Here is a 19,240-nt window from a genome sequence, read left to right as displayed (position 1 = left end):
TCACACCCGTTCCCATGCCGAACACGGAAGTTAAGCTCTTCAGCGCCAATGGTAGTTGGGGGATTCCCCCTGTGAGAGTAGGACATCGCCAGGCAAATAAGAAAAAGAGTAGCCCGAAAAGGTTACTCTTTTTTTGTATTTTGAAAATATAAACCCGCAAGGGTGTTCAAAGTGTTTTGCAGGAGCAGTAGCCCCATCTAAGGCAGAGCGAGGGTTTAGAGGAGCGAGGAGGTCGAGGACGCGAACGAAAGAAGACCGGAGTGGGGTAACCCCACGAGGATCTGAAAGAGAGAAGCGGACGAAGAGATCTGAAGCTCATCGGAAGCCGCAGCCAGCGCCAATGGTAGTTGGGGGGCCCTGTGAGAGTAGGACATCGCCAGGCCAATAAGAAAAAGAGTAGACCGAGAAGGTTACTCTTTTTTTGTGTTGTTAATTATAAAATTCCAAAGTTCGAAATCATTTTGTGAAAACGTGAGATTTTTTAATCAAAAAGCTCAGTTATTCAACAGTCTTATTATATATCAAAGGTTTTATATGAAAAGTAGTATTAATAATGGAGTGTTACCATTGAAAAAAACAAAATGATGTCGCTAATTTTCAACTTTGAGTCTTTAATCATCAACTTTTCAACTTCATTTTTTAACTTTAGCGTTTTAATTTTCAACTTTCCCCTTTCTATTGATTTCTCGACAAAAACTGAAACTATTCTAGTAATGAATTATCTATCGACTTAATAAATAGGAATTTAAGGATTTCCCATTTCTAAGTCTATTCCTAAAGAATTAAAACAACTTATAAGCAGGAAAAAATCTAAACTTAGTTGAACTTTATATTAAGTTAATCTAAAAATTAATTTTTAAGGAGTTAAAATGCTGCACCATATAGAACTATATGTCTCTAATTTAAAGAAAACAATCGAATTTTGGGAATGGCTTCTTACTGAACTAGGATATAAGAAGTTTCAAGAATGGGAGTTAGGGGTAAGTTGGAAATATGAAGAAACCTATTTAGTTTTTGTTCAAGCTGAAGAGCGTTTTTTGGATATTCCTTTCCATCGCTGTAGAGTAGGATTAAATCATTTGGCTTTCCACGCCGCTTCAAAGGAGCAGGTAGACGATCTAACCCTAACTTTAAAGGACAAAGGGGTTAGAGTTCTATATGAAAATAAACACCCTTACGCAGGCGGTAAGGATCACTATGCATTGTATTTTGAAGATCCAGACCGTATAAAAGTAGAGGTAGTAGCCCCACTGTATTAAAATGAAGGTTAAGTTGTTCCTATTCTATAAATCATAGGATAACAAATAGAGTCATTAGACCATTAGAAAAGGAGAAACTAAATGAATTCTTTATATGAGATAAACGTCCAAACTCCAAATGGAGAAGAAGTTTCTTTGGAGAATTATAAAGGGAATGTTTTACTAATTGTCAATACGGCAAGTAAGTGCGGGTTTACCCCACAATTTGAAGAGCTTCAAAATTTATATAAAAAGTATCAAGACCAAGGGTTGGTAGTTCTTGGCTTTCCATGTGATCAGTTCATGAATCAGGAGTTTGAAACAAATAAAGAAATACTTGAGTTTTGCCAAATCAACTATGGTGTAAAGTTTCCGATGTTTTCAAAAGTAGATGTTAAAGGTAGTAACCAACATCCTCTATTTAAATTTTTAGTTTCCGAAAAAAAAGGAATGCTTACTTCAGAAATTAAATGGAATTTCACTAAGTTTTTAATTGATTCTAACGGAAATGTTTTTAATCGGTATGCTCCCCAAACAAATCCAGCCAAAATCGAGAAAGATATTATTGAATTATTAAATAAATAAAAGGAGAGGAATGACTATATGTTCTCTCCTTTTATTTTTGCTTTTAAAAAAGAAGTAATAAAATAGGGTATTTTGTTGTAAACAACAGAAACAAATTGGTCGATGATTGGAAAATCTTCATTGGGTGTTGATTTTAGTAATTCCATCCACCATTCGATTTCATATCTCGCAATCATGCTTAAATTATATAATGTTAAATAATAAATAATGGGTTCTGGCAGTAGAAAAGCATTATTTCGGTAAATTGAGAAAAAATAGGAGTGCTTTTTAAGATTAAACCTTATAGGTGGCGCTTCAAATCCATGGTTAGTAAGCTGAATTTCATTACTCCTTAGCCATATGACTTTCTCTCCCATTTTTTCAGTAAGATACTGTTTAAGTAAATCATCTGACATGTGGAAATGATTTATTAAATTGTTAGGAAGTATAATACGATTATTATTGCCAAGCTCGATTAAATGGTTTTTATCTAGTAAATAATAAAAGGCTTCTGCTAGTTCAGGGATTTGAGAAAGTAATTCTTCCATTTTAAATTTTTCACTTTCCATATGTTTCACGTGAAACATTTTATTTGTGAAGTGGGAAAAAAGCCCATTTCTTTGTATTTTTACTTCGTCTTTTAAGAAGCTATATTGTTGTTTCTTTCTTTTTCTTGTTGTCACTCCATGTGCTAAAACACTAGTAGTTTCTGGATACTTAGGATCTACGGTTAACACGCATGCTTTGATTAAATGAACATACCCATAAAAAATTAATATAGGTTTAATCGATAATGGAGTATGTAATGATTCTTTTAAATATAGTTCCCCTTGTTCTAGGTAGTACATAAACGAGTAGCAGTTGTTAAAACTAGAGGAGTCAGGTTCCTTAATTTGTTGTTTTGAATAACATACATTTAAAAATTTTTTACTATAGTCAGCTGACTGAAAGAGTTTTAAATAACTCCAATAATTCTCTTCACCATACAAAATGATTACCTCCGAATATTTAGAAAAATTAAACTAATTAAGTTCTTCTTGACAGTATTTTAACCAATTGATAACCTACTAATAATATTTTTGGGATCAGGAGGGCATAGAAATGTGGGAAACTAAATTTGCTAAAGAAGGTTTAACTTTTGATGATGTGCTGTTACTCCCTGCTAAATCTGAGGTTTTACCTAAAGACGTAGATATTCAAGTGGCGTTAACAGAGACATTAAAGCTAAAGGTACCAGTTATTAGTGCTGGGATGGACACTGTAACAGAAGCTGATATGGCGATTAGTATGGCTCGTCAAGGTGGTCTGGGGATTGTTCATAAAAATATGAGCATTGAACAGCAAGCTGAGCATGTAGATAAGGTAAAACGCTCAGAAAGTGGAGTTATTACGGATCCATTTTTCTTAACTCCAGAGCATCAAGTATTTGATGCTGAACATTTAATGGGCAAATATCGAATTTCTGGTGTTCCTATCGTTAACAATGAAGATGAGCAACGTTTAGTTGGTATTCTTACCAATCGTGACTTACGATTTATTCAAGATTACTCTATCCAAATTTCTGATGTGATGACAAAAGATGAATTAGTCACTGCTCCTGTCGGAACTACATTAGATGAGGCTGAAAAAATTCTTCAGAACCATAAAATTGAGAAATTACCGTTGATCGATAATAAAGGAATTTTAAAAGGGCTTATTACGATTAAAGATATTGAAAAAGTTATTGAATTCCCAAATTCAGCAAAGGATTCCCAAGGCCGTCTATTAGTTGGTGCTGCTGTTGGTGTTTCTAAAGACACCATGAAGCGAGTAGAAATGCTTGTAAGAGCTCAAGTAGATGCCATTGTCATTGATACTGCTCATGGACATTCGGCAGGGGTTCTTTCTGCTGTTAAAGAGATTAGAGAAGCTTATCCTGATTTAAACATTATTGCAGGAAATGTTGCGACAGCAAAAGCAACAGGTGCACTGTTTGAAGCTGGTGCAGATGTCGTAAAAGTTGGAATTGGTCCAGGATCTATTTGTACAACACGTGTCGTAGCAGGTGTTGGTGTGCCTCAAATAACAGCCATTTATGATTGTGCTACAGAGGCTAGAAAGCATGGAAAAACCATTATCGCCGATGGTGGAATTAAGTACTCTGGTGATATTGCGAAAGCACTAGCTGCAGGTGGACACGCTGTCATGCTTGGAAGTCTTCTTGCTGGTACGACAGAAAGTCCTGGAGAAACAGAAATTTTCCAAGGTCGTCGCTTTAAAGTGTATCGTGGAATGGGGTCTGTTAGCTCAATGGAAAAGGGTTCAAAGGATCGTTACTTCCAAGAAGAAGCGAAAAAATTTGTTCCTGAGGGAATTGAAGGAAGATTACCATATAAAGGGCCGCTTTCGGATACTTTATACCAGCTTATTGGAGGTCTTCGCTCAGGTATGGGCTATTGTGGATCTAAGAACCTTGAAGCTCTGAGAGAGGAATCTCAGTTTATCCGTATGACGGGAGCTGGTTTAAGAGAAAGCCATCCACATGATGTTCAAATTACAAAAGAAGCACCAAATTACTCACTATAATCGTATAAATTAATATCCAGACAGGACTATCTTCATTTGACAGTAGTCCTGTTTTTTAAAAAGTGAAATTTAGGAGTGTCTTCGCATAAAAAGTTAATCGGCTTCTAGCTGTCTAAGTCATAAAACAAGCCACCTAGAAAGGAGTAAAACCTTTCTAGGTGGCTTCTCTTATGGATATAAGGCCTGTTCAAGGAGTTTCCTCTTTTCTACGAAAACTTTAAAAAACTGTCAAAAATCTTCCGAAAGTAGGAATATTATCTGTCTACTCTTAAAAAGGGAACTATGATAAAATAACAAAAGTGTACATAAAACGATGGAGGGCTTAAAGTGAAAAGAAGTTTGTTTCAAAAATTTGTTGTCTGCTTAATGATTTTGTTAATGGCAATGACTGTCATTCAAAAACCTGCAAATGCAGAAGGTGCCTTGGATATTAATGCTGATGCTGCGATCTTAATCGAAGCTAGTACAGGAAAAATTTTATATGAGAAAAACTCTGAATCAGCACTTGGAATTGCAAGCATGACCAAAATGATGACAGAGTATTTATTACTTGAAGCTATTAAAGAAGGTAAAGTCTCCTTTGAAGATGAATATTCTGTAAGTGAAGCCGTTTATAAGGTATCTCAAGATACTTCATTAAGTAATGTACCCCTAAGAGCAGATGGTACTTATACAGTGAAAGAATTATATGAAGCAATGGCTATTTACTCGGCGAACGGTGCAACAATGGCCATTGCAGAAACCATTGCAGGTACTGAAGCTGAATTTGTGAAAATGATGAATAAGAAGGCCGAAGAGTTAGGTTTAGAGAACTATAAGTTTGTGAACTCCTCTGGTTTAAATAATAAGGATTTAAAAGGGATGCATCCAGAAGGAACCGGCCCGCAAGATGAAAATGTCATGTCAGCTAAAGATACAGCGAAATTAGCCTATCATTTAATCCATGATTTCCCTGAGGTACTTGAAACCTCAAGTATTGAGAAATTAAAGTTTAGAGAAGGTACGGATGATGTAACAAACATGGAAAACTGGAACTGGATGCTGCCTGGATTAGTGTACGGTTATGAAGGAATGGATGGACTCAAAACAGGTACTACTGATTTCGCCGGTTTTTGTTTTACTGGGACCGCTGAAAGAAACGGTGAGCGCTATATAACTGTTGTCATGAACGCTAAAGATGATAATAATAAAGGTTCATATGAAGCTAGATTTAATCAAACAAAAGAAATGTTAGATTATGCATTTAACAATTATTCTGTAGAAGAAATCTATCCTAAGGGATATGAAATTAAAGGAAACAAGACATTACCCGTTATAAAGGGAAAAGAAAAAGAAGTAAGCATTAAAAGTGCTGCTCCATTAAAAAGAGTCGTTAAAGATGGGGAGAAAAAATTTAAACCAAAATTTGAGCTTAACAAAGATAAATTTACAAAAGACAAAGAATTAACAGCTCCTATCAAAAAAGGAGAAACGGTTGGGTATTTGTCTGTTGATTTAAAAGATGAGCTTGGATACATTACTGGTAATGGGCAAGCTAAAGTTGATGTTGTCACGACTCAAAAAGTAGAAAAAGCCAATTGGTTTGTTCTTTCAATGAGAGCTGTAGGAGGATTTTTTGGAGATCTTTGGGACGGTATTACTTCTACAGTAAAAGGTTGGTTCTAATAACCAATTACGAATGACACTTCCTGTCTTGACAGGAGGTGTTTTTTGTTGTTTTATTAGGCTTAAAGGAATAATTATAATTCCGATTGTAATAGTCAAAATTTACCTTACAACGATTGTCGGATTATACCTAATAATATTGCTGTGAGGATATCTAAGGGGGATTTTAGGAATGAAGACGGGTACAGATCGAGTGAAACGTGGAATGGCTGAAATGCAAAAGGGCGGCGTCATTATGGACGTTGTTAATGCAGAGCAGGCAAAAATCGCTGAACAAGCTGGTGCTGTTGCAGTTATGGCACTTGAGCGTGTTCCATCAGATATTCGCGCAGCTGGCGGTGTAGCAAGAATGGCGGATCCACGCATTGTGGAAGAAGTTATGCACGCCGTGACTATTCCAGTAATGGCTAAAGCACGTATCGGCCATATTGTTGAAGCACGAGTTCTAGAATCAATGGGTGTGGACTATATTGATGAAAGTGAAGTTTTAACACCAGCTGATGAGGAATATCATTTAAATAAAAAAGAATTCACCGTTCCTTTCGTATGTGGCTGCCGTGATTTAGGTGAAGCTGCTCGCCGTATTGGAGAAGGTTCTTCAATGCTTCGTACTAAAGGTGAACCGGGTACAGGTAATATCGTTGAGGCAGTTCGTCATATTCGCAAAGTAAATGGACAAGTACGTAAGCTTGTTCATATGAGTGAAGATGAAATTATGACGGAAGCGAAGCTACTAGGAGCTCCATACGAAGTTCTTCTTGAAATCAAGAATAATGGTCGTCTACCAGTTGTAAACTTTGCTGCAGGTGGTGTAGCAACACCAGCAGATGCGGCATTGATGATGCAATTAGGCGCTGATGGAGTATTCGTAGGATCTGGTATCTTCAAATCAGAGAGCCCTGAAAAATTTGCAAAAGCGATTGTAGAAGCGACTACTCACTACCAAGATTATGAACTGATTGCAGAGCTATCTAAAAATCTTGGTACAGCAATGAAGGGAATTGAGATTTCTTCACTAACTCCAGAAAACCGCATGCAAGATCGTGGCTGGTAAGAAGGTGTCGCTATGGTAAAGATAGGTGTATTAGGGCTTCAAGGAGCAGTTAGAGAGCATGTGCACTCAATCGAATCTAGTGGAGCAGAAGCCGTTGTTGTCAAAAAGCAAGAGCAGCTTCAAGAAATCGATGGTTTAATCATTCCTGGTGGGGAAAGTACAACAATGAGAAAGCTGATCGATCGCTATGAATTTATGGAGCCATTAAAGGCATTTGTAGAAGCTGGCAAACCAATGTTTGGCACTTGTGCAGGTTTAATCATTTTGGCGAAACAAATCGTAGGATACGATACTCCACATTTAGGTGTTATGGATGTAACGGTGGAACGAAACTCTTTCGGTCGCCAAAAAGAAAGCTTTGAAGCCGACCTGGATATTGCCAATGTTGCAGAAAACTATAATGCTGTATTTATCAGAGCTCCACATATTGTAGAGGCTGGAGAGGATGTTGAAGTCTTAGCCAAACATAATGGACGTATTGTAGCTGCAAGACATGGACAATTTTTAGGGTGTTCATTTCATCCAGAACTCACAGACGATCATCGCTTAACAGGATACTTTGTCAAAATGGTAGAAGAAGCTAAGAGTAAACAATTTGTATAAACTGTTGCAATGTGGAAATAATTGTAGTAAATTAATGATTACAAAATATCAATCAAATCGTTGAGAGGAAATAGTAGTGAGTATGCTTTCTGCAGAGAGTCGGTGGCTGGTGGAAACCGATGAAAGGAGTTCATGAATCCGTCCTTGAGTAAAGTACTGAACAACTTAGTAGGTACTTTCGGTTTTATAACCGTTATCCTAATAGAGTGGAAAACCATTTTTTGTTTTCAACTAGGGTGGCAACGCGGTACCTCCGTCCCTTTTAGGGATGGGGGTTTTTGTGTTTATTTATAACCATTTAGAGGAGGAGAAAACATGCTTGAAATTAAATACTTACGAGCAAATTTTGAAGAAGTAAAAACAAAATTGCAACATCGTGGAGAAGACTTAGCAGATTTTGAAAAGTTTGAGGAATTGGATAAGAGAAGACGTGAATTGTTAGTAGAGACAGAAAACTTAAAAAGTAAGCGAAATGAAGTCTCTCAGCAAATCGCTCAAATGAAGAAACAGAAACAAAATGCGGACGATCTCATTTTAGAAATGAGAGAAGTAGGACAAATGATTAAAAAGCTGGATGAAGAGCTCCGCGAGGTTGAAGGAACTTTAGAGAATTTACTTTTATCTATTCCGAATATTCCTCATGAAAGCGTACCAGTAGGAGAAACTGAAGATGATAATGTTGAGAGCAAAAAATGGGGAGAGGTTCCTGAATTTTCTTTCGAACCAAAACCACATTGGGATGTGGCAACAGATCTTGGAATCTTGGACTTTGAACGAGCTGGTAAAGTAACAGGAAGCCGATTTGTTTTCTATAAAGGAATGGGGGCTCGTTTAGAAAGAGCACTAATAAACTTTATGATGGATCTTCACCAAGATGAACATGGATATACAGAAATGCTGCCACCGCAAATGGTTAATCGTGCTAGTATGACAGGGACTGGTCAGCTTCCAAAATTTGAAGAAGACGCATTTCTAATCGAAAGCGAAGACTATTTTCTAATCCCAACAGCAGAAGTACCTGTAACAAATTACCATCGAGATGAGATTTTAAGTGGGGAAGAGCTTCCAATAAGCTACGCTGCGTATAGTGCGAATTTCCGCTCTGAGGCAGGGTCTGCCGGAAGAGATACGAGAGGTCTTATTCGTCAGCATCAGTTTAATAAAGTCGAGCTCGTTCGTTTTGTTAAACCAGAGGATTCTTATGATGAGCTTGAAAAATTAACAGGCCATGCGGAGAAGGTATTGCAATTGTTAGGGTTGCCATACCGTGTTTTAACAATGTGTACAGCAGATTTAGGTTTTACAGCAGCGAAGAAATATGATCTTGAAGTATGGATTCCAAGCTATAACACGTATCGTGAAATATCTTCTTGTAGTAATTTTGAAGGTTTCCAAGCAAGAAGAGCCAATATTCGATTCCGACGTGAACCAAATGCAAAGCCAGAACATGTGCATACGCTAAATGGTTCTGGTCTTGCAATTGGACGTACGGTTGCAGCCATATTAGAGAATTATCAGCAAGAAGATGGCAGTGTCATCATTCCAGAAGTACTCCGCCCATACATGGGAGGACAAGAGGTAATAAAGGCATAAAATATTTTTCTAAAAAAGAAAGTGTTAAAAATTTTGGAGGCTTTCTTCCTTACAGATTGCCTCCAAAAAAATATTTTGAAATAGTGTTGACTTCAATTTTTCTCTGTGATATTATAATTCTTGTCGATACGGAGGAATACCCAAGTCCGGCTGAAGGGATCGGTCTTGAAAACCGACAGGGGTGTCAAAGCCCGCGGGGGTTCGAATCCCTCTTCCTCCGCCATTGATTTACAAACAACCACAGCGCATAAAATTTTGGAGATAAAATTCGTTACAGTTTATGTAACGAATTTTTTATTTGATCATTTCGTATTTGTCCTACTTCTAAAGTATTCTTAACCTTTTATTTTTTCTCTAGTACTTCTATTTTATTTTCAATGAACTTTTTATATTTATCATCTGATTGTAATTTAAAGATGAGCTGAGCCTGTTTTAGATGAATTAAGCTATCTTTGAAATTTGACTGGCGTTCATAATTATAGCCAATTTGATAATGCAATTGTGCTAAGAGTGACATATTTTCATTTTTTATACACCAACTAATTCCCTTCTTGCAATATAAAATAGATTCATTATAATTTTCTAACCGTGTATAAACCCTTGATATATTATAAAACAATCTTGTCATAATAGTGATATCTTGTAGATACGGATTCTTTTTTAAATAAAAACGAATCTTACTATAAATATCTAAAGCGTTGTTAAGATGATTCTCATTAAATTGAATGGCTCCAATGGTGAGGAAAATTTCTATTTCTCTCTCTGACCAAGCTTTACTATTATTAGCTGTTAACAACATTGCTTGGTTTAAAGTTTTTAGAGAAGAATTCATATCGTTATCATTTTCATATTGGTAAATTCCTTTATGCCAATATAAAAGTTGAAGGTTTTTTTTGTTCAATTTAAAAAGAGAATTTTTTTCTTCAATTCTCACTATTTCCATCATATCCTCATATTTTAACTTCCTTCGTGCAATCTTCAACTGCCGCTCTACCTCTTTCACATAATCCAATCGAGGAGTCGTACCGATCTCAAAGAAGTAATTAATATCTACTCCAAGTTTTTGAGAGATTTCATAAAGAACTGTTGCACTTGGATAAATATCGCCTTTTTCTATACGACTAATAAGAGCTTGAGTGCAGATACCATCTGCTAGATCCCCTTGGGTGAGTCCTATTGTTTTCCGAAGTTCCTTGATATTTTTCCCAATTTCAGAGTAGTTCAATGGTGTCACCTCAAAATATTAATATATTAATATTTTATCAGGTATTTGAAACATAAACGAATTTAACATAAGATAACTCCCTGACAATCCTTGAGAATAGAAATACATCAAAAGTCACATTATGTTTTAATAGAGTTAACGTCAATTAATACCTGTAGATGACATTTCTCCTTGTGGGAAGTGTCCTTTTTTTATGACTGCTTTCTAAATGATTGTTGTTTATTAGGAACATAAACCTTTTGTAAAACGGTTGGTTGGAGCGGAAACCCACTAACTCTGTTTTTAATAACAACAAGGTTTACGAAAAACTGTCTTTTTTATAGATATGTGTAGCTCAATCTCTCTTTTGCTTGTCAGGCCTGTTCAAAGCGTCTCCGCTTTTCTTCAAAAAAATAGGAAGGCTCCTCTTTTTTGAGTCGCCTTCCTAAGTACATTATTTCATTATTTCTTTAATAGTCGTGTTTGTTCAATAAAATACCCAATTCGCTCCACAATTGGTTCAATAGAGCCTTCATTATTAACGAGGTCATAGTCATTAATGTTCAACCTGAGAACCGGACAGGCATTGAAGGAGTTAATCCAGTTTTCATAACGGTCGTGCATTTCTTCCCAATACTCAACTGGAGTTTGTTGCTCCATTGGACGTCCTCTTTCTTTGATGCGATCCACGATATTATCCAATGAACCTTCTAAGTAGACTAAAAGGTCAGGATGTGGGAAATAAGGTGTCATAACCATTGCATCAAATAGGCTTGTATAGGTTTCATAGTCAACAGCTGACATATTTCCTTTTTCATAATGCATACGAGCAAATATTCCCGTATCTTCGTAAATCGATCGATCTTGAATAAATCCTCCACCGTATTCAAAGATTTTCTTTTGCTCTTTAAAACGCTCTGCTAAAAAGTATACTTGAAGATGAAAGCTCCAGCTTTTAAAATCTTGGTAAAATTTATCTAGGTATGGGTTTGAATCTACTTTTTCAAAAGAAGTACGAAAGCCAAGTGCTTTCGCCAATCCATTAGTCATCGTAGACTTTCCAACTCCGACTGTACCTGCTATGGTGATAACAGCATTATTGGGAATCCCATATTTACTTCGAAGATCCATGACATTGAACTCCTTCTGCTAAAATATTCTCTAGTTTGCTCATAATGAACGATAAGTCTTCTTTACGTTGGACAAAATCAAGTTTATCACCATTGAAACGAAGCACCGGTATATCGGGATGTTCTTTTTCAAATTCGTTCATATAATTCTCATAATCTAGAGATAGCTGCTCTAGGTATAGGGAACTCATATTTTTTTCAAAATCTCTCCCTCTTAATGCAACTCTGTCCATAAGTGTATCTAAGCTAGCGTTTAAATAGATAATGACATTAGGCTGCGGCATATCTGCCGTTAAAATTCGATAAATATTTAAGTATTTATCATATTGTTTGTCTTTTAACGTTCTCTTTGCAAAAATAATATTTTTTAGGATATGGTAATCTGCGACAACAGGTTGATCTTTTGAAATATATTTCGACTCTATATCCTCTAATTGTTTATAACGATTGCATAGGAAAAACATCTCCGTTTGAAAGCTCCATTCATCAATATTCTCGTAAAATTTATTAAGAAATGGATTTTCATCTACAATCTCTTTTAAAAGATGAAATTGAAAATGTTCAGAAATGGCTTTAGCTAGAGAAGTTTTTCCTACTCCAATCGGTCCTTCAACCGTAATGAAAGGAATGCTCCCCATGCAATGTCCTCCTCAGATAAATTCATAAATGACGACCAAAGGTTATTTTAACACAATATATTGTATGTAGGGCATGATATTTTACAATGTTTTAGGGAGGTTATTCCATAAAAAAACTTTAAAGGGACCCCTTTAAAGTTAATCTTAATCATTATTTGATTTTTATCTTTTTCTAACATTGAAATTATCCGAGATAAGTAACCAGTTTTGAGGAAAACTAAGTCCGAGTTTCCAATAACTCATTCCTCTTAGCTGTAACTCTTTTAACAAATCAAATTTCGCTTGGATCGAGCGAGCGTCCTCAAACCAAACCTCATGCTCTCTTCCTTCAGCGTCACGATAAGTAAAATGAGGAGCCTGATCCTCTACACTGTATTCGATGGGGACATTGTTTTCCGCTGCAATTTGGATGGCCTGCTGGGGACTTACCGCTTTTGCTGTATCTCCTTGTTCAAAAGGAAGTGTCCAATCATACCCATATAGATTTTGCCCCATTAGAATTTTAGATGGAGGCATTTCAGAAATAGCATATTCTAACACCTCACGTACAGGTCCTATTGGTGACACAGCCATTGGTGGACCCCCACTATAACCCCATTCATATGTCATAATCACAACAAAATCGACAATTTCGCCGTGCGCTTTGTAATCATGAGCTTCATACCATTTTCCTTCTTGTTCGGCACTCGTTTTAGGTGCTAATGCTGTTGATAATAACCAGCCTTCTTGACTAAATCTCGCCTTTGCTTTTCTGAGAAATTGATTATAAGCCTCTTTGTCTTGTGGTCTTAAGTATTCAAAGTCGAAATGGATATCTCTAAATCCATATTTTTTAGCTGTTGCCACAATATTATCCAGAAATCTGTTTTGAATCTCTTGATCATTCAAGAGAATTCTCCCGAGCTCATCACTGAAGCTTCCTTCTTCCTGATTCGTAATAGCCATCATTAATACATTGTTATTGGCTCTCCCGATCTCAAGTAGGTTTCCAAGTGCAGGTTCTTCTAGTGTCCCATCTCGTTTTGCTTGAAAACTAAATGGGGCTAGATATGTCAGGTACGGCGCGGCTTCTCTAGCACTTTCTTCTAAGTTAGGTGCCACTGTTTCACCATATGGTTCTACATAGGCATTAAACTCCGCTTCTGTTTTTTGACGTGGCGGTATATATAAACGTAAACCTACTTGAAGAGGCTGATTAATTGAAATCCCATTAATTTGAGCTAATTCCTGATATGGGACACCGACTTTTTGTCCAATAGACCACCAACTATCTCCAGGTTGAACATAATAAAAACTTCCTACTATCGGAATGACAAGTGCTTGCCCGATCACAAGCTGATTCGGATTAGGTAACTCATTGGCTTCTATAATATCGTTAACGGTGGAACCGTAGGCTTGGGCAATTCCAAATAATGATTGGTTTGGCTGAACCACGTGGACTTGCATTATTGACCCTCCTTTTTCTTCGTTCACTGTAATCAATTTATGACAAAAAAAAAGAAGGTATGATAGATTATTTTTCAAAAAATTTATTAGACTGAATGATATTAGCTGATAATACATTTTTCATCATTTCTATTGCATATAGATTATCCTGATTGCTAACTGAAGCAACACAATCTTCTGGAATAATCAGCTTGAAATTTCTCATGTAGGCATCATTGGCTGTAAAAAGCACACAAATATTTCCGGCAATACCTGTAATGATTAAAGTATTTACTCCAATCTCATGAAGAAGCATATGGAGTGCAGTCCCAAAAAAAGCTGAGTGTTTAGGTTTGATAAGGAAATAATCTTTTTCATTCGGACATAATGGTTTTATAATGGGATTACTAACATCATTCTGGCAGTGATTATAGATTTTATCTAAATTTGCCTGCCATAAACGATAGTGACATTGATGTAGATAACAGGAATGTCCTTTCCTCTACAATAATTCATTAGCTTAAGAAGAGGCTCCACTATTTTTTCTGTATGAGCTGCTAGAGTTTTACCATGTTTAAAATTAAAATCATTCAATATATCGATAACAAGAAGAGCATATTTTTGACTAGGTTCATTACTCATCTTACATCCTCCTTAAAGGTAGTTTGAGGATGAGGTGGACTTTTTATCCAGCAATAACTGCGATTGTTCTACAAGCCATCTGTAAGGAAGAATTCCTCTTTTGGTCGTTTTACTTTATCATTAATTGATTTTGAAGGTGAGTTATTAGTGGAAAACAGAGAAGAATATTATATGGATTTAGCTATCCAAGAAGCTAAAAAAGCAGAAAGTATAAATGAGGTTCCGATAGGAGCAGTCATTGTCTTAGATGATGAAGTGATTGCTCGTGGACATAATCTTAGAGAGACAACACAAAATTCGATTACCCATGCTGAAATTCTAGCCATTCAAGAGGCATGTAACAAGGTTGGTTCTTGGCGGTTAGAAGGAGCAGAGTTATATGTAACGCTGGAGCCTTGCCCGATGTGTAGTGGGGCTATAGTCCTTTCTAGAATTAATAAGGTTGTCTATGGAGCAGCTGACCCAAAGGCAGGGTGCGCAGGAACACTTATGAATTTACTTCAGGAATCAAGGTTTAATCATCAATGTGAAGTTATGAGCGGGGTAAAATCAGAAGAGTGTGGACAGGTGCTTAGTCAATTTTTTAAGAACCTTAGGGAACGTAAGAAATCGAAAAAAAATAAAGCATTGGTTATAGATGAAGGAATTAACAGTGATTAAACATTGCTTTTTTCTGTAAAGGCTAGTATACTGATATTTGCGTCGATGATGACGCAAACCAAATATGGTATCAATTTTGCCGTGCTAAGCGGGGAGGTAGCGGTGCCCTGTACTCGCAATCCGCTCTAGCGAGGCCGAATCCCTTCCTGAGGCTAACTATCTGTAGGGCCTGCCTTAAGTAAGTGGTGTTGACGCTTGGGTCCTGCGCAATGGGAACCCGCGAACCATGTCAGGTCCGGAAGGAAGCAGCATTAAGCGGACTCTCCCATGTGCCGCAGGGTTGCCTGGGCTGAGCTAACTGCTTAAGTAACGCCTATGGATGTTAGTCGAAGGAAGGTGCACGGCAGTTTATTTACATATGAAATGAAAGCTCATCTTTTTGGATGAGCTTTTTTTGAATTTATAATCGTATAAGGATATTGAAAGGGATCTAATTTTATTTAGGTGAATTTGGATAAGTCACAGACTGTGGATGATAAATTGCTTTTATAATTTTTTAATTTGATTTTGTAAAAGTATTTTTAGTTACGTTATAATAATAGAGAATCGATACATAAAGGAGGATCGGAAAATGAGTTATCAAGCCTTATATCGTGTTTGGAGACCTCAACAATTTGTAGATGTCGTAGGTCAACAGCATGTTACCCAAACTTTACAAAATGCTCTTCTCCAACAAAAGATCTCTCACGCTTATCTCTTTTCCGGCCCTCGTGGAACAGGAAAGACAAGTGCGGCCAAGATCCTCGCAAAGGCAGTCAATTGTGAAAGTGCACCAATATCAGAACCTTGTAATGAGTGTGATGCATGTAGAGGAATTACAGATGGGTCTATTCCGGATGTCATTGAAATTGATGCCGCCTCTAACAACGGGGTAGAAGAGATACGCGATATACGAGACAAAGTAAAATATGCTCCTAATGTAGTTACGTATAAGGTCTATATTATTGATGAAGTACATATGCTTTCCATTGGAGCATTTAATGCCCTATTAAAAACTTTAGAAGAACCACCTAAGCACGTTATTTTTATCCTTGCAACAACAGAGCCGCATAAAATCCCATTAACGATTATCTCTCGTTGTCAGCGTTTTGACTTTAAACGAATTACGGCACAGGATATCGTTGGTAGAATGGCTCATATTGTAGATGAATCAGGTGTCCACTATGAAGAAAACGCATTAAGCGTAATAGCAAGAGCTGCTGAAGGAGGAATGAGAGACGCTTTAAGTCTACTCGATCAAGCCATCTCATTTAGCCATGACAAAGTAACCGTAGAAGACGCTCTAACTGTAACAGGAGCCGTCTCTCAAGTTTATTTAAATCAACTAGCTAAAGCCATAGATGAGTATAACGTTTCAGATGCCCTTGGTGCTCTAGAAGAATTACTCTTCCAAGGAAAAGACCCTACAAGGCTTGTAGAGGATTTCATTCTTTATTTTAGAGATATGCTATTATATAAAACGGCTCCTAACCTTGAAGAATCTTTAGAGCGCGTGATGCTAGATGAAGAATTCAAAGAGTTAAGTGATAAAGTATCCCCTCAGCAAATATATAAATATATTGATATACTGAATGAAGCCCAGCAAGAAATGAAATTCACCAATCATGCCAGAATATACCTGGAAGTCTCCCTTGTAAAGCTGTGTCAAATGGAAGCGAATCCAGGATATAATAGTTCTGAGATACAAGAGCTTTTACAGAAAGTCCAATCCCTTGAATCAGAACTTCAACAGCTTAAGGCCAAAGGGGTCACTGTTAAACAAGATTCGCCACCACAACAAGCGAAGCGGGCACCTAGAGCTCAAAAAGGCTTTAAAGCACAAACAGGGAAAATTCAAGAGGTTTTAAAAACAGCTACAAGGGAAGATTTAAACCTCATTAAAAGCCGTTGGGGAGATATGCTTGAAATGTTGAACCAAAGGCAAATGAGATCGCAAGCTGCACTATTAAATGATGCAGAACCTGTAGCGGCATCCACAAATGCTTTTGTATTAAAATTCAAGTATGATATACATTGTCAAATGGCAATGGAAAATGCCAATTTTTTAGAAGCGCTCTCCTCTATCTTGCAAGAACTGACTACTACTGGTTACCAAGTTGTTGGTGTACCAGAAGATCAGTGGCAAAAAATAAGAGAAGAGTTCATCAAATATCAAAAAATGGACGGTGACAATACTACTGAAGAACAGGAAGAAGAAGATCCGTTCATTGCAGAAGCAAAAAAGCTTGTGGGTGAAGAATTACTAGAAGTAAAAGAATAATAACTATATGGAGGTTTTTAATGATGCGAGGAATGGGAAATATGCAAAATATGATGAAACAAATGCAGAAAATGCAAAAACAAATGCAGGAAGCACAAGAAGGGTTAGGCGAAAAGCGGCTTGAAGGAAGCGCTGGCGGTGGAATGGTTACTGTAATTGTTTCTGGACATAAAGAAGTTCTAGAAGTCAATATTAAAGAAGAAGTAGTTGACCCGGAAGATATCGAAATGTTACAAGACTTGGTTTTAGCTGCTACAAACGAAGCTATGAAAAAAGCTGATGAATTAACAAACTCTACAATGGGACAATTCACAAAAGGTATGAATCTCCCAGGAATGTTCTAGGAGGCATTACCATGCATTACCCTGAACCGATAACCAAATTAATTGATAGCTTTATGAAGTTGCCAGGTATCGGGCCGAAAACAGCGGCTCGTCTGGCATTTTTTGTATTAAGTATGAAAGAAGATACTGTACTGGATTTTGCAAAAGCCCTAGTCAATGCGAAAAGAAATCTCACTTATTGTACGGTCTGTGGTCATATAACGGATCAGGATCCTTGTTATATATGCCAAGATGACCGTCGGGATCGAACAGTAATATGTGTTGTACAGGATCCGAAGGACGTCATCGCCATGGAGAAGATGAAAGAATTTAGCGGTCTTTACCATGTACTTCACGGTGCTATTTCTCCGATGGATGGAATAGGACCTGAAGACATCAACGTACCAGACTTACTAAAAAGACTTCAAGATGAGGAAGTAGAAGAAGTCATTCTTGCAACGAACCCTAACATCGAGGGGGAGGCTACAGCGATGTATATCTCCAGACTGCTAAAGCCTTCTGGAATTAGGCTTACAAGAATAGCTCACGGTCTTCCTGTTGGCGGAGATTTAGAATATGCAGATGAAGTCACACTCTCTAAAGCGTTAGAAGGAAGAAGAGATGTTTAATGAAAGGTGGTTCTAGCTATGTTCTTTCGGAAAAAAGGAAAGTTAAGAAAAGAATACAACGAGAAATTAATATCCGTCCTTGATGAAGCAAAACAAGAATGGGTCCAACAACGATCGATTGAAGAGATGAGCGTAGAACCTACTTTTGAGGTTCATTGCCACACAAAAATTTCTGAGGCAAAATATTTCTTTCTTTTTAGAGAAGCTAAAAATAGAAAAATAGTCATAAAAAGATAGACAACCTTCATATTCTCTCTATAGTAGGAAAAGTTTCAGAGAGGGTGAAGGATTTGAGTCCAATCGTTGTCATTGGAATCATAAGTAGTCTAATTGTTTTTCTTCTTGTTGCAGGCACACCTTTTAAACCTGTCCGAATCGTTGGACAAGTTGTAATGAAAGTTATGATTGGAGCATTGTTTTTATTTTTCTTAAATGCATTTGGGGGTCAATTCGGTATTCATGTTCCGATTAATTTAGCCACGTCGAGCATTTCCGGTATTCTAGGCATCCCAGGGGTAATAGGATTAACAGTCATCCAAACGTATATCCTTGTTTAAAAGTTATACAACATGTGATTTTACGGTAATTTCATAAAACATATTTTCTGAATGTCAGGAACCTCTTGGGATTTAATAAGTAGATCAAAGAAGAATTGTTTTTCTTCTACTTATTCAAGTATGGTTTCTGACTTTTATATTATTACGCCAATTTATATGAAAGGATATTTTTTTAAAATTCTATTGACGATTGAAATGAATAGGTGGTATTATAAATCTTGTCGTTATCGAGACGGCATTATCAAATTTAAAAACCTCAAAAAATATATTGACATTATGTGTCGAAAAATGATATATTAAAGAGGTGCTCAAGAAACGAACACATTGAACCTTGAAAACTGAACAAGACAAAACGTCAACGTTAATTCTAAAAGATTTACAACGTAAGAACATGATTCTTACACAAATGAGCAAGTCAAACTTCTATCGGAGAGTTTGATCCTGGCTCAGGACGAACGCTGGCGGCGTGCCTAATACATGCAAGTCGAGC

General features: G+C 36.8%; 18 protein-coding genes, 1 tRNA gene, 2 rRNA genes, 1 other RNA gene, 1 pseudogene and 1 other annotated feature. Of the genes and pseudogenes, 17 read left to right on the top strand and 6 right to left on the bottom strand.

The genetic code is table 11. The features are described 5' to 3' along the window. The 3 genes from rrf to JOC86_RS24355 form a co-directional block, all read left to right on the top strand. A 5S ribosomal RNA gene (gene rrf, locus JOC86_RS24365) occupies positions 1-94 on the top strand; the annotation flags it as partial. A 775-nt stretch (positions 95-869) separates the two neighbouring features. Then, positions 870-1,259 (top strand): VOC family protein, encoded by a 390-nt coding sequence (locus tag JOC86_RS24360; protein WP_205176269.1) that lies wholly within the window; start codon positions 870-872, stop codon positions 1,257-1,259. Positions 1,260-1,340: 81 nt separating this feature from the next. After that, positions 1,341-1,823 carry a glutathione peroxidase gene (locus JOC86_RS24355; protein WP_205176261.1) on the top strand — a complete coding sequence of 161 codons (483 nt, stop codon included), beginning with the start codon at positions 1,341-1,343 and terminating at the stop codon, positions 1,821-1,823. A 14-nt stretch (positions 1,824-1,837) separates the two neighbouring features. Here JOC86_RS24355 and JOC86_RS24350 read toward each other — a convergent pair whose 3' ends face one another. Beyond that, positions 1,838-2,791 carry a YaaC family protein gene (locus JOC86_RS24350; RefSeq protein WP_205176259.1) on the bottom strand — a complete coding sequence of 318 codons (954 nt, stop codon included), beginning with the start codon at positions 2,789-2,791 and terminating at the stop codon, positions 1,838-1,840. A gap of 112 nt (positions 2,792-2,903) precedes the next feature. On the opposite strand from JOC86_RS24350, the gene guaB reads away from it, so the two are divergent. The 6 genes from guaB to JOC86_RS24320 all read left to right on the top strand — a co-directional run bounded on the left by guaB (position 2,904) and on the right by JOC86_RS24320 (position 9,505). Next, positions 2,904-4,367 (top strand): IMP dehydrogenase, encoded by a 1,464-nt coding sequence (guaB, locus tag JOC86_RS24345; protein ID WP_205176257.1) that lies wholly within the window; start codon positions 2,904-2,906, stop codon positions 4,365-4,367. A gap of 366 nt (positions 4,368-4,733) precedes the next feature. Beyond that, the gene (locus JOC86_RS24340) at positions 4,734-6,032 is read left to right on the top strand and encodes a serine hydrolase (RefSeq protein WP_205176273.1); all 1,299 of its coding nucleotides are present in this window, start codon (positions 4,734-4,736) and stop codon (positions 6,030-6,032) included. Positions 6,033-6,204: 172 nt separating this feature from the next. After that, a complete protein-coding gene (gene pdxS / locus JOC86_RS24335; RefSeq protein ID WP_205176247.1) occupies positions 6,205-7,086 on the top strand; it encodes a pyridoxal 5'-phosphate synthase lyase subunit PdxS in 882 nt (293 codons plus the stop codon). A gap of 12 nt (positions 7,087-7,098) precedes the next feature. Next, the gene (gene pdxT, locus JOC86_RS24330) at positions 7,099-7,689 is read left to right on the top strand and encodes a pyridoxal 5'-phosphate synthase glutaminase subunit PdxT (protein WP_205176244.1); all 591 of its coding nucleotides are present in this window, start codon (positions 7,099-7,101) and stop codon (positions 7,687-7,689) included. A 51-nt stretch (positions 7,690-7,740) separates the two neighbouring features. Continuing rightward, positions 7,741-7,953 (top strand) — a binding site (T-box leader). 51 nt (positions 7,954-8,004) lie between these two features. Then, positions 8,005-9,282 carry a serine--tRNA ligase gene (gene serS, locus JOC86_RS24325; protein ID WP_205176242.1) on the top strand — a complete coding sequence of 426 codons (1,278 nt, stop codon included), beginning with the start codon at positions 8,005-8,007 and terminating at the stop codon, positions 9,280-9,282. A gap of 130 nt (positions 9,283-9,412) precedes the next feature. After that, a tRNA-Ser gene (locus JOC86_RS24320) sits at positions 9,413-9,505 on the top strand. Positions 9,506-9,625: 120 nt separating this feature from the next. On the opposite strand, the gene JOC86_RS24315 is transcribed toward JOC86_RS24320, so the two are convergent. From JOC86_RS24315 to JOC86_RS24295, 5 genes and pseudogenes are all read right to left on the bottom strand, one after another. Next, positions 9,626-10,507, bottom strand: a complete 882-nt coding sequence (locus tag JOC86_RS24315) for a helix-turn-helix domain-containing protein (protein ID WP_205176240.1) — start codon at positions 10,505-10,507, stop codon at positions 9,626-9,628. A gap of 441 nt (positions 10,508-10,948) precedes the next feature. Continuing rightward, on the bottom strand, positions 10,949-11,617 hold the full coding sequence (locus JOC86_RS24310; RefSeq protein ID WP_205176238.1) for a deoxynucleoside kinase: 669 nt from the start codon (positions 11,615-11,617) through the stop codon (positions 10,949-10,951). Further along, positions 11,601-12,254 (bottom strand): deoxynucleoside kinase, encoded by a 654-nt coding sequence (locus tag JOC86_RS24305; protein WP_205176236.1) that lies wholly within the window; start codon positions 12,252-12,254, stop codon positions 11,601-11,603. Before JOC86_RS24305 ends, JOC86_RS24310 begins: the two co-directional genes overlap by 17 nt. Before the next feature lie 162 nt (positions 12,255-12,416). Further along, the gene (locus tag JOC86_RS24300; protein WP_205176234.1) at positions 12,417-13,700 is read right to left on the bottom strand and encodes a glycosyl hydrolase family 18 protein; all 1,284 of its coding nucleotides are present in this window, start codon (positions 13,698-13,700) and stop codon (positions 12,417-12,419) included. 67 nt (positions 13,701-13,767) lie between these two features. Then, positions 13,768-14,321: pseudogene (locus JOC86_RS24295) on the bottom strand (cysteine hydrolase family protein). Between the two features lie 147 nt (positions 14,322-14,468). Here JOC86_RS24295 and tadA point away from each other — a divergent pair. From tadA to JOC86_RS24255, 8 genes are all read left to right on the top strand, one after another. After that, a complete protein-coding gene (tadA, locus tag JOC86_RS24290; RefSeq protein WP_338021822.1) occupies positions 14,469-14,981 on the top strand; it encodes a tRNA adenosine(34) deaminase TadA in 513 nt (170 codons plus the stop codon). A gap of 79 nt (positions 14,982-15,060) precedes the next feature. Continuing rightward, an RNA gene (gene ffs / locus JOC86_RS24285) (signal recognition particle sRNA large type) lies at positions 15,061-15,325 on the top strand. Between the two features lie 227 nt (positions 15,326-15,552). After that, positions 15,553-17,241 (top strand): DNA polymerase III subunit gamma/tau, encoded by a 1,689-nt coding sequence (gene dnaX / locus JOC86_RS24280; protein ID WP_205176232.1) that lies wholly within the window; start codon positions 15,553-15,555, stop codon positions 17,239-17,241. A 23-nt stretch (positions 17,242-17,264) separates the two neighbouring features. Then, entirely contained in the window at positions 17,265-17,585 is a 321-nt protein-coding gene (locus JOC86_RS24275; protein WP_472925698.1) for a YbaB/EbfC family nucleoid-associated protein, read from the top strand. 11 nt (positions 17,586-17,596) lie between these two features. After that, positions 17,597-18,193, top strand: coding sequence for a recombination mediator RecR (gene recR, locus JOC86_RS24270; RefSeq protein ID WP_205176228.1), 597 nt, complete (start codon positions 17,597-17,599; stop codon positions 18,191-18,193). Between the two features lie 18 nt (positions 18,194-18,211). Then, positions 18,212-18,430: a YaaL family protein gene (locus tag JOC86_RS24265; RefSeq protein WP_205176226.1), complete on the top strand. Its 219-nt coding sequence runs from the start codon at positions 18,212-18,214 to the stop codon at positions 18,428-18,430. Positions 18,431-18,483: 53 nt separating this feature from the next. Further along, a complete protein-coding gene (locus tag JOC86_RS24260; RefSeq protein ID WP_205176224.1) occupies positions 18,484-18,750 on the top strand; it encodes a pro-sigmaK processing inhibitor BofA family protein in 267 nt (88 codons plus the stop codon). A gap of 423 nt (positions 18,751-19,173) precedes the next feature. Then, a 16S ribosomal RNA gene (locus JOC86_RS24255) occupies positions 19,174-19,240 on the top strand; the annotation flags it as partial.

Origin of the sequence: Rossellomorea pakistanensis (assembly GCF_016908495.1) — a bacterium.
GTDB classification, from domain to species: Bacteria; Bacillota; Bacilli; order Bacillales; family Bacillaceae_B; genus Rossellomorea; species Rossellomorea pakistanensis.
This window is presented reverse-complemented; position numbering and strand designations above follow the sequence as displayed.

Bases quoted from the DNA above. Each gene is read 5' to 3' on its own strand.
- JOC86_RS24305 (WP_205176236.1), bottom strand. From the start codon at position 12,254: ATGGGGAGCATTCCTTTCATTACGGTTGAAGGACCGATTGGAGTAGGA.
- JOC86_RS24310 (WP_205176238.1), bottom strand. From the start codon at position 11,617: ATGGATCTTCGAAGTAAATATGGGATTCCCAATAATGCTGTTATCACC.
- JOC86_RS24275 (WP_472925698.1), top strand. From the start codon at position 17,265: ATGCGAGGAATGGGAAATATGCAAAATATGATGAAACAAATGCAGAAA.
- guaB (WP_205176257.1), top strand. From the start codon at position 2,904: ATGTGGGAAACTAAATTTGCTAAAGAAGGTTTAACTTTTGATGATGTG.
- JOC86_RS24300 (WP_205176234.1), bottom strand. From the start codon at position 13,700: ATGCAAGTCCACGTGGTTCAGCCAAACCAATCATTATTTGGAATTGCC.
- dnaX (WP_205176232.1), top strand. From the start codon at position 15,553: ATGAGTTATCAAGCCTTATATCGTGTTTGGAGACCTCAACAATTTGTA.
- pdxS (WP_205176247.1), top strand. From the start codon at position 6,205: ATGAAGACGGGTACAGATCGAGTGAAACGTGGAATGGCTGAAATGCAA.
- JOC86_RS24355 (WP_205176261.1), top strand. From the start codon at position 1,341: ATGAATTCTTTATATGAGATAAACGTCCAAACTCCAAATGGAGAAGAA.
- JOC86_RS24360 (WP_205176269.1), top strand. From the start codon at position 870: ATGCTGCACCATATAGAACTATATGTCTCTAATTTAAAGAAAACAATC.
- serS (WP_205176242.1), top strand. From the start codon at position 8,005: ATGCTTGAAATTAAATACTTACGAGCAAATTTTGAAGAAGTAAAAACA.
- pdxT (WP_205176244.1), top strand. From the start codon at position 7,099: ATGGTAAAGATAGGTGTATTAGGGCTTCAAGGAGCAGTTAGAGAGCAT.
- JOC86_RS24340 (WP_205176273.1), top strand. From the start codon at position 4,734: ATGATTTTGTTAATGGCAATGACTGTCATTCAAAAACCTGCAAATGCA.
- JOC86_RS24265 (WP_205176226.1), top strand. From the start codon at position 18,212: ATGTTCTTTCGGAAAAAAGGAAAGTTAAGAAAAGAATACAACGAGAAA.
- recR (WP_205176228.1), top strand. From the start codon at position 17,597: ATGCATTACCCTGAACCGATAACCAAATTAATTGATAGCTTTATGAAG.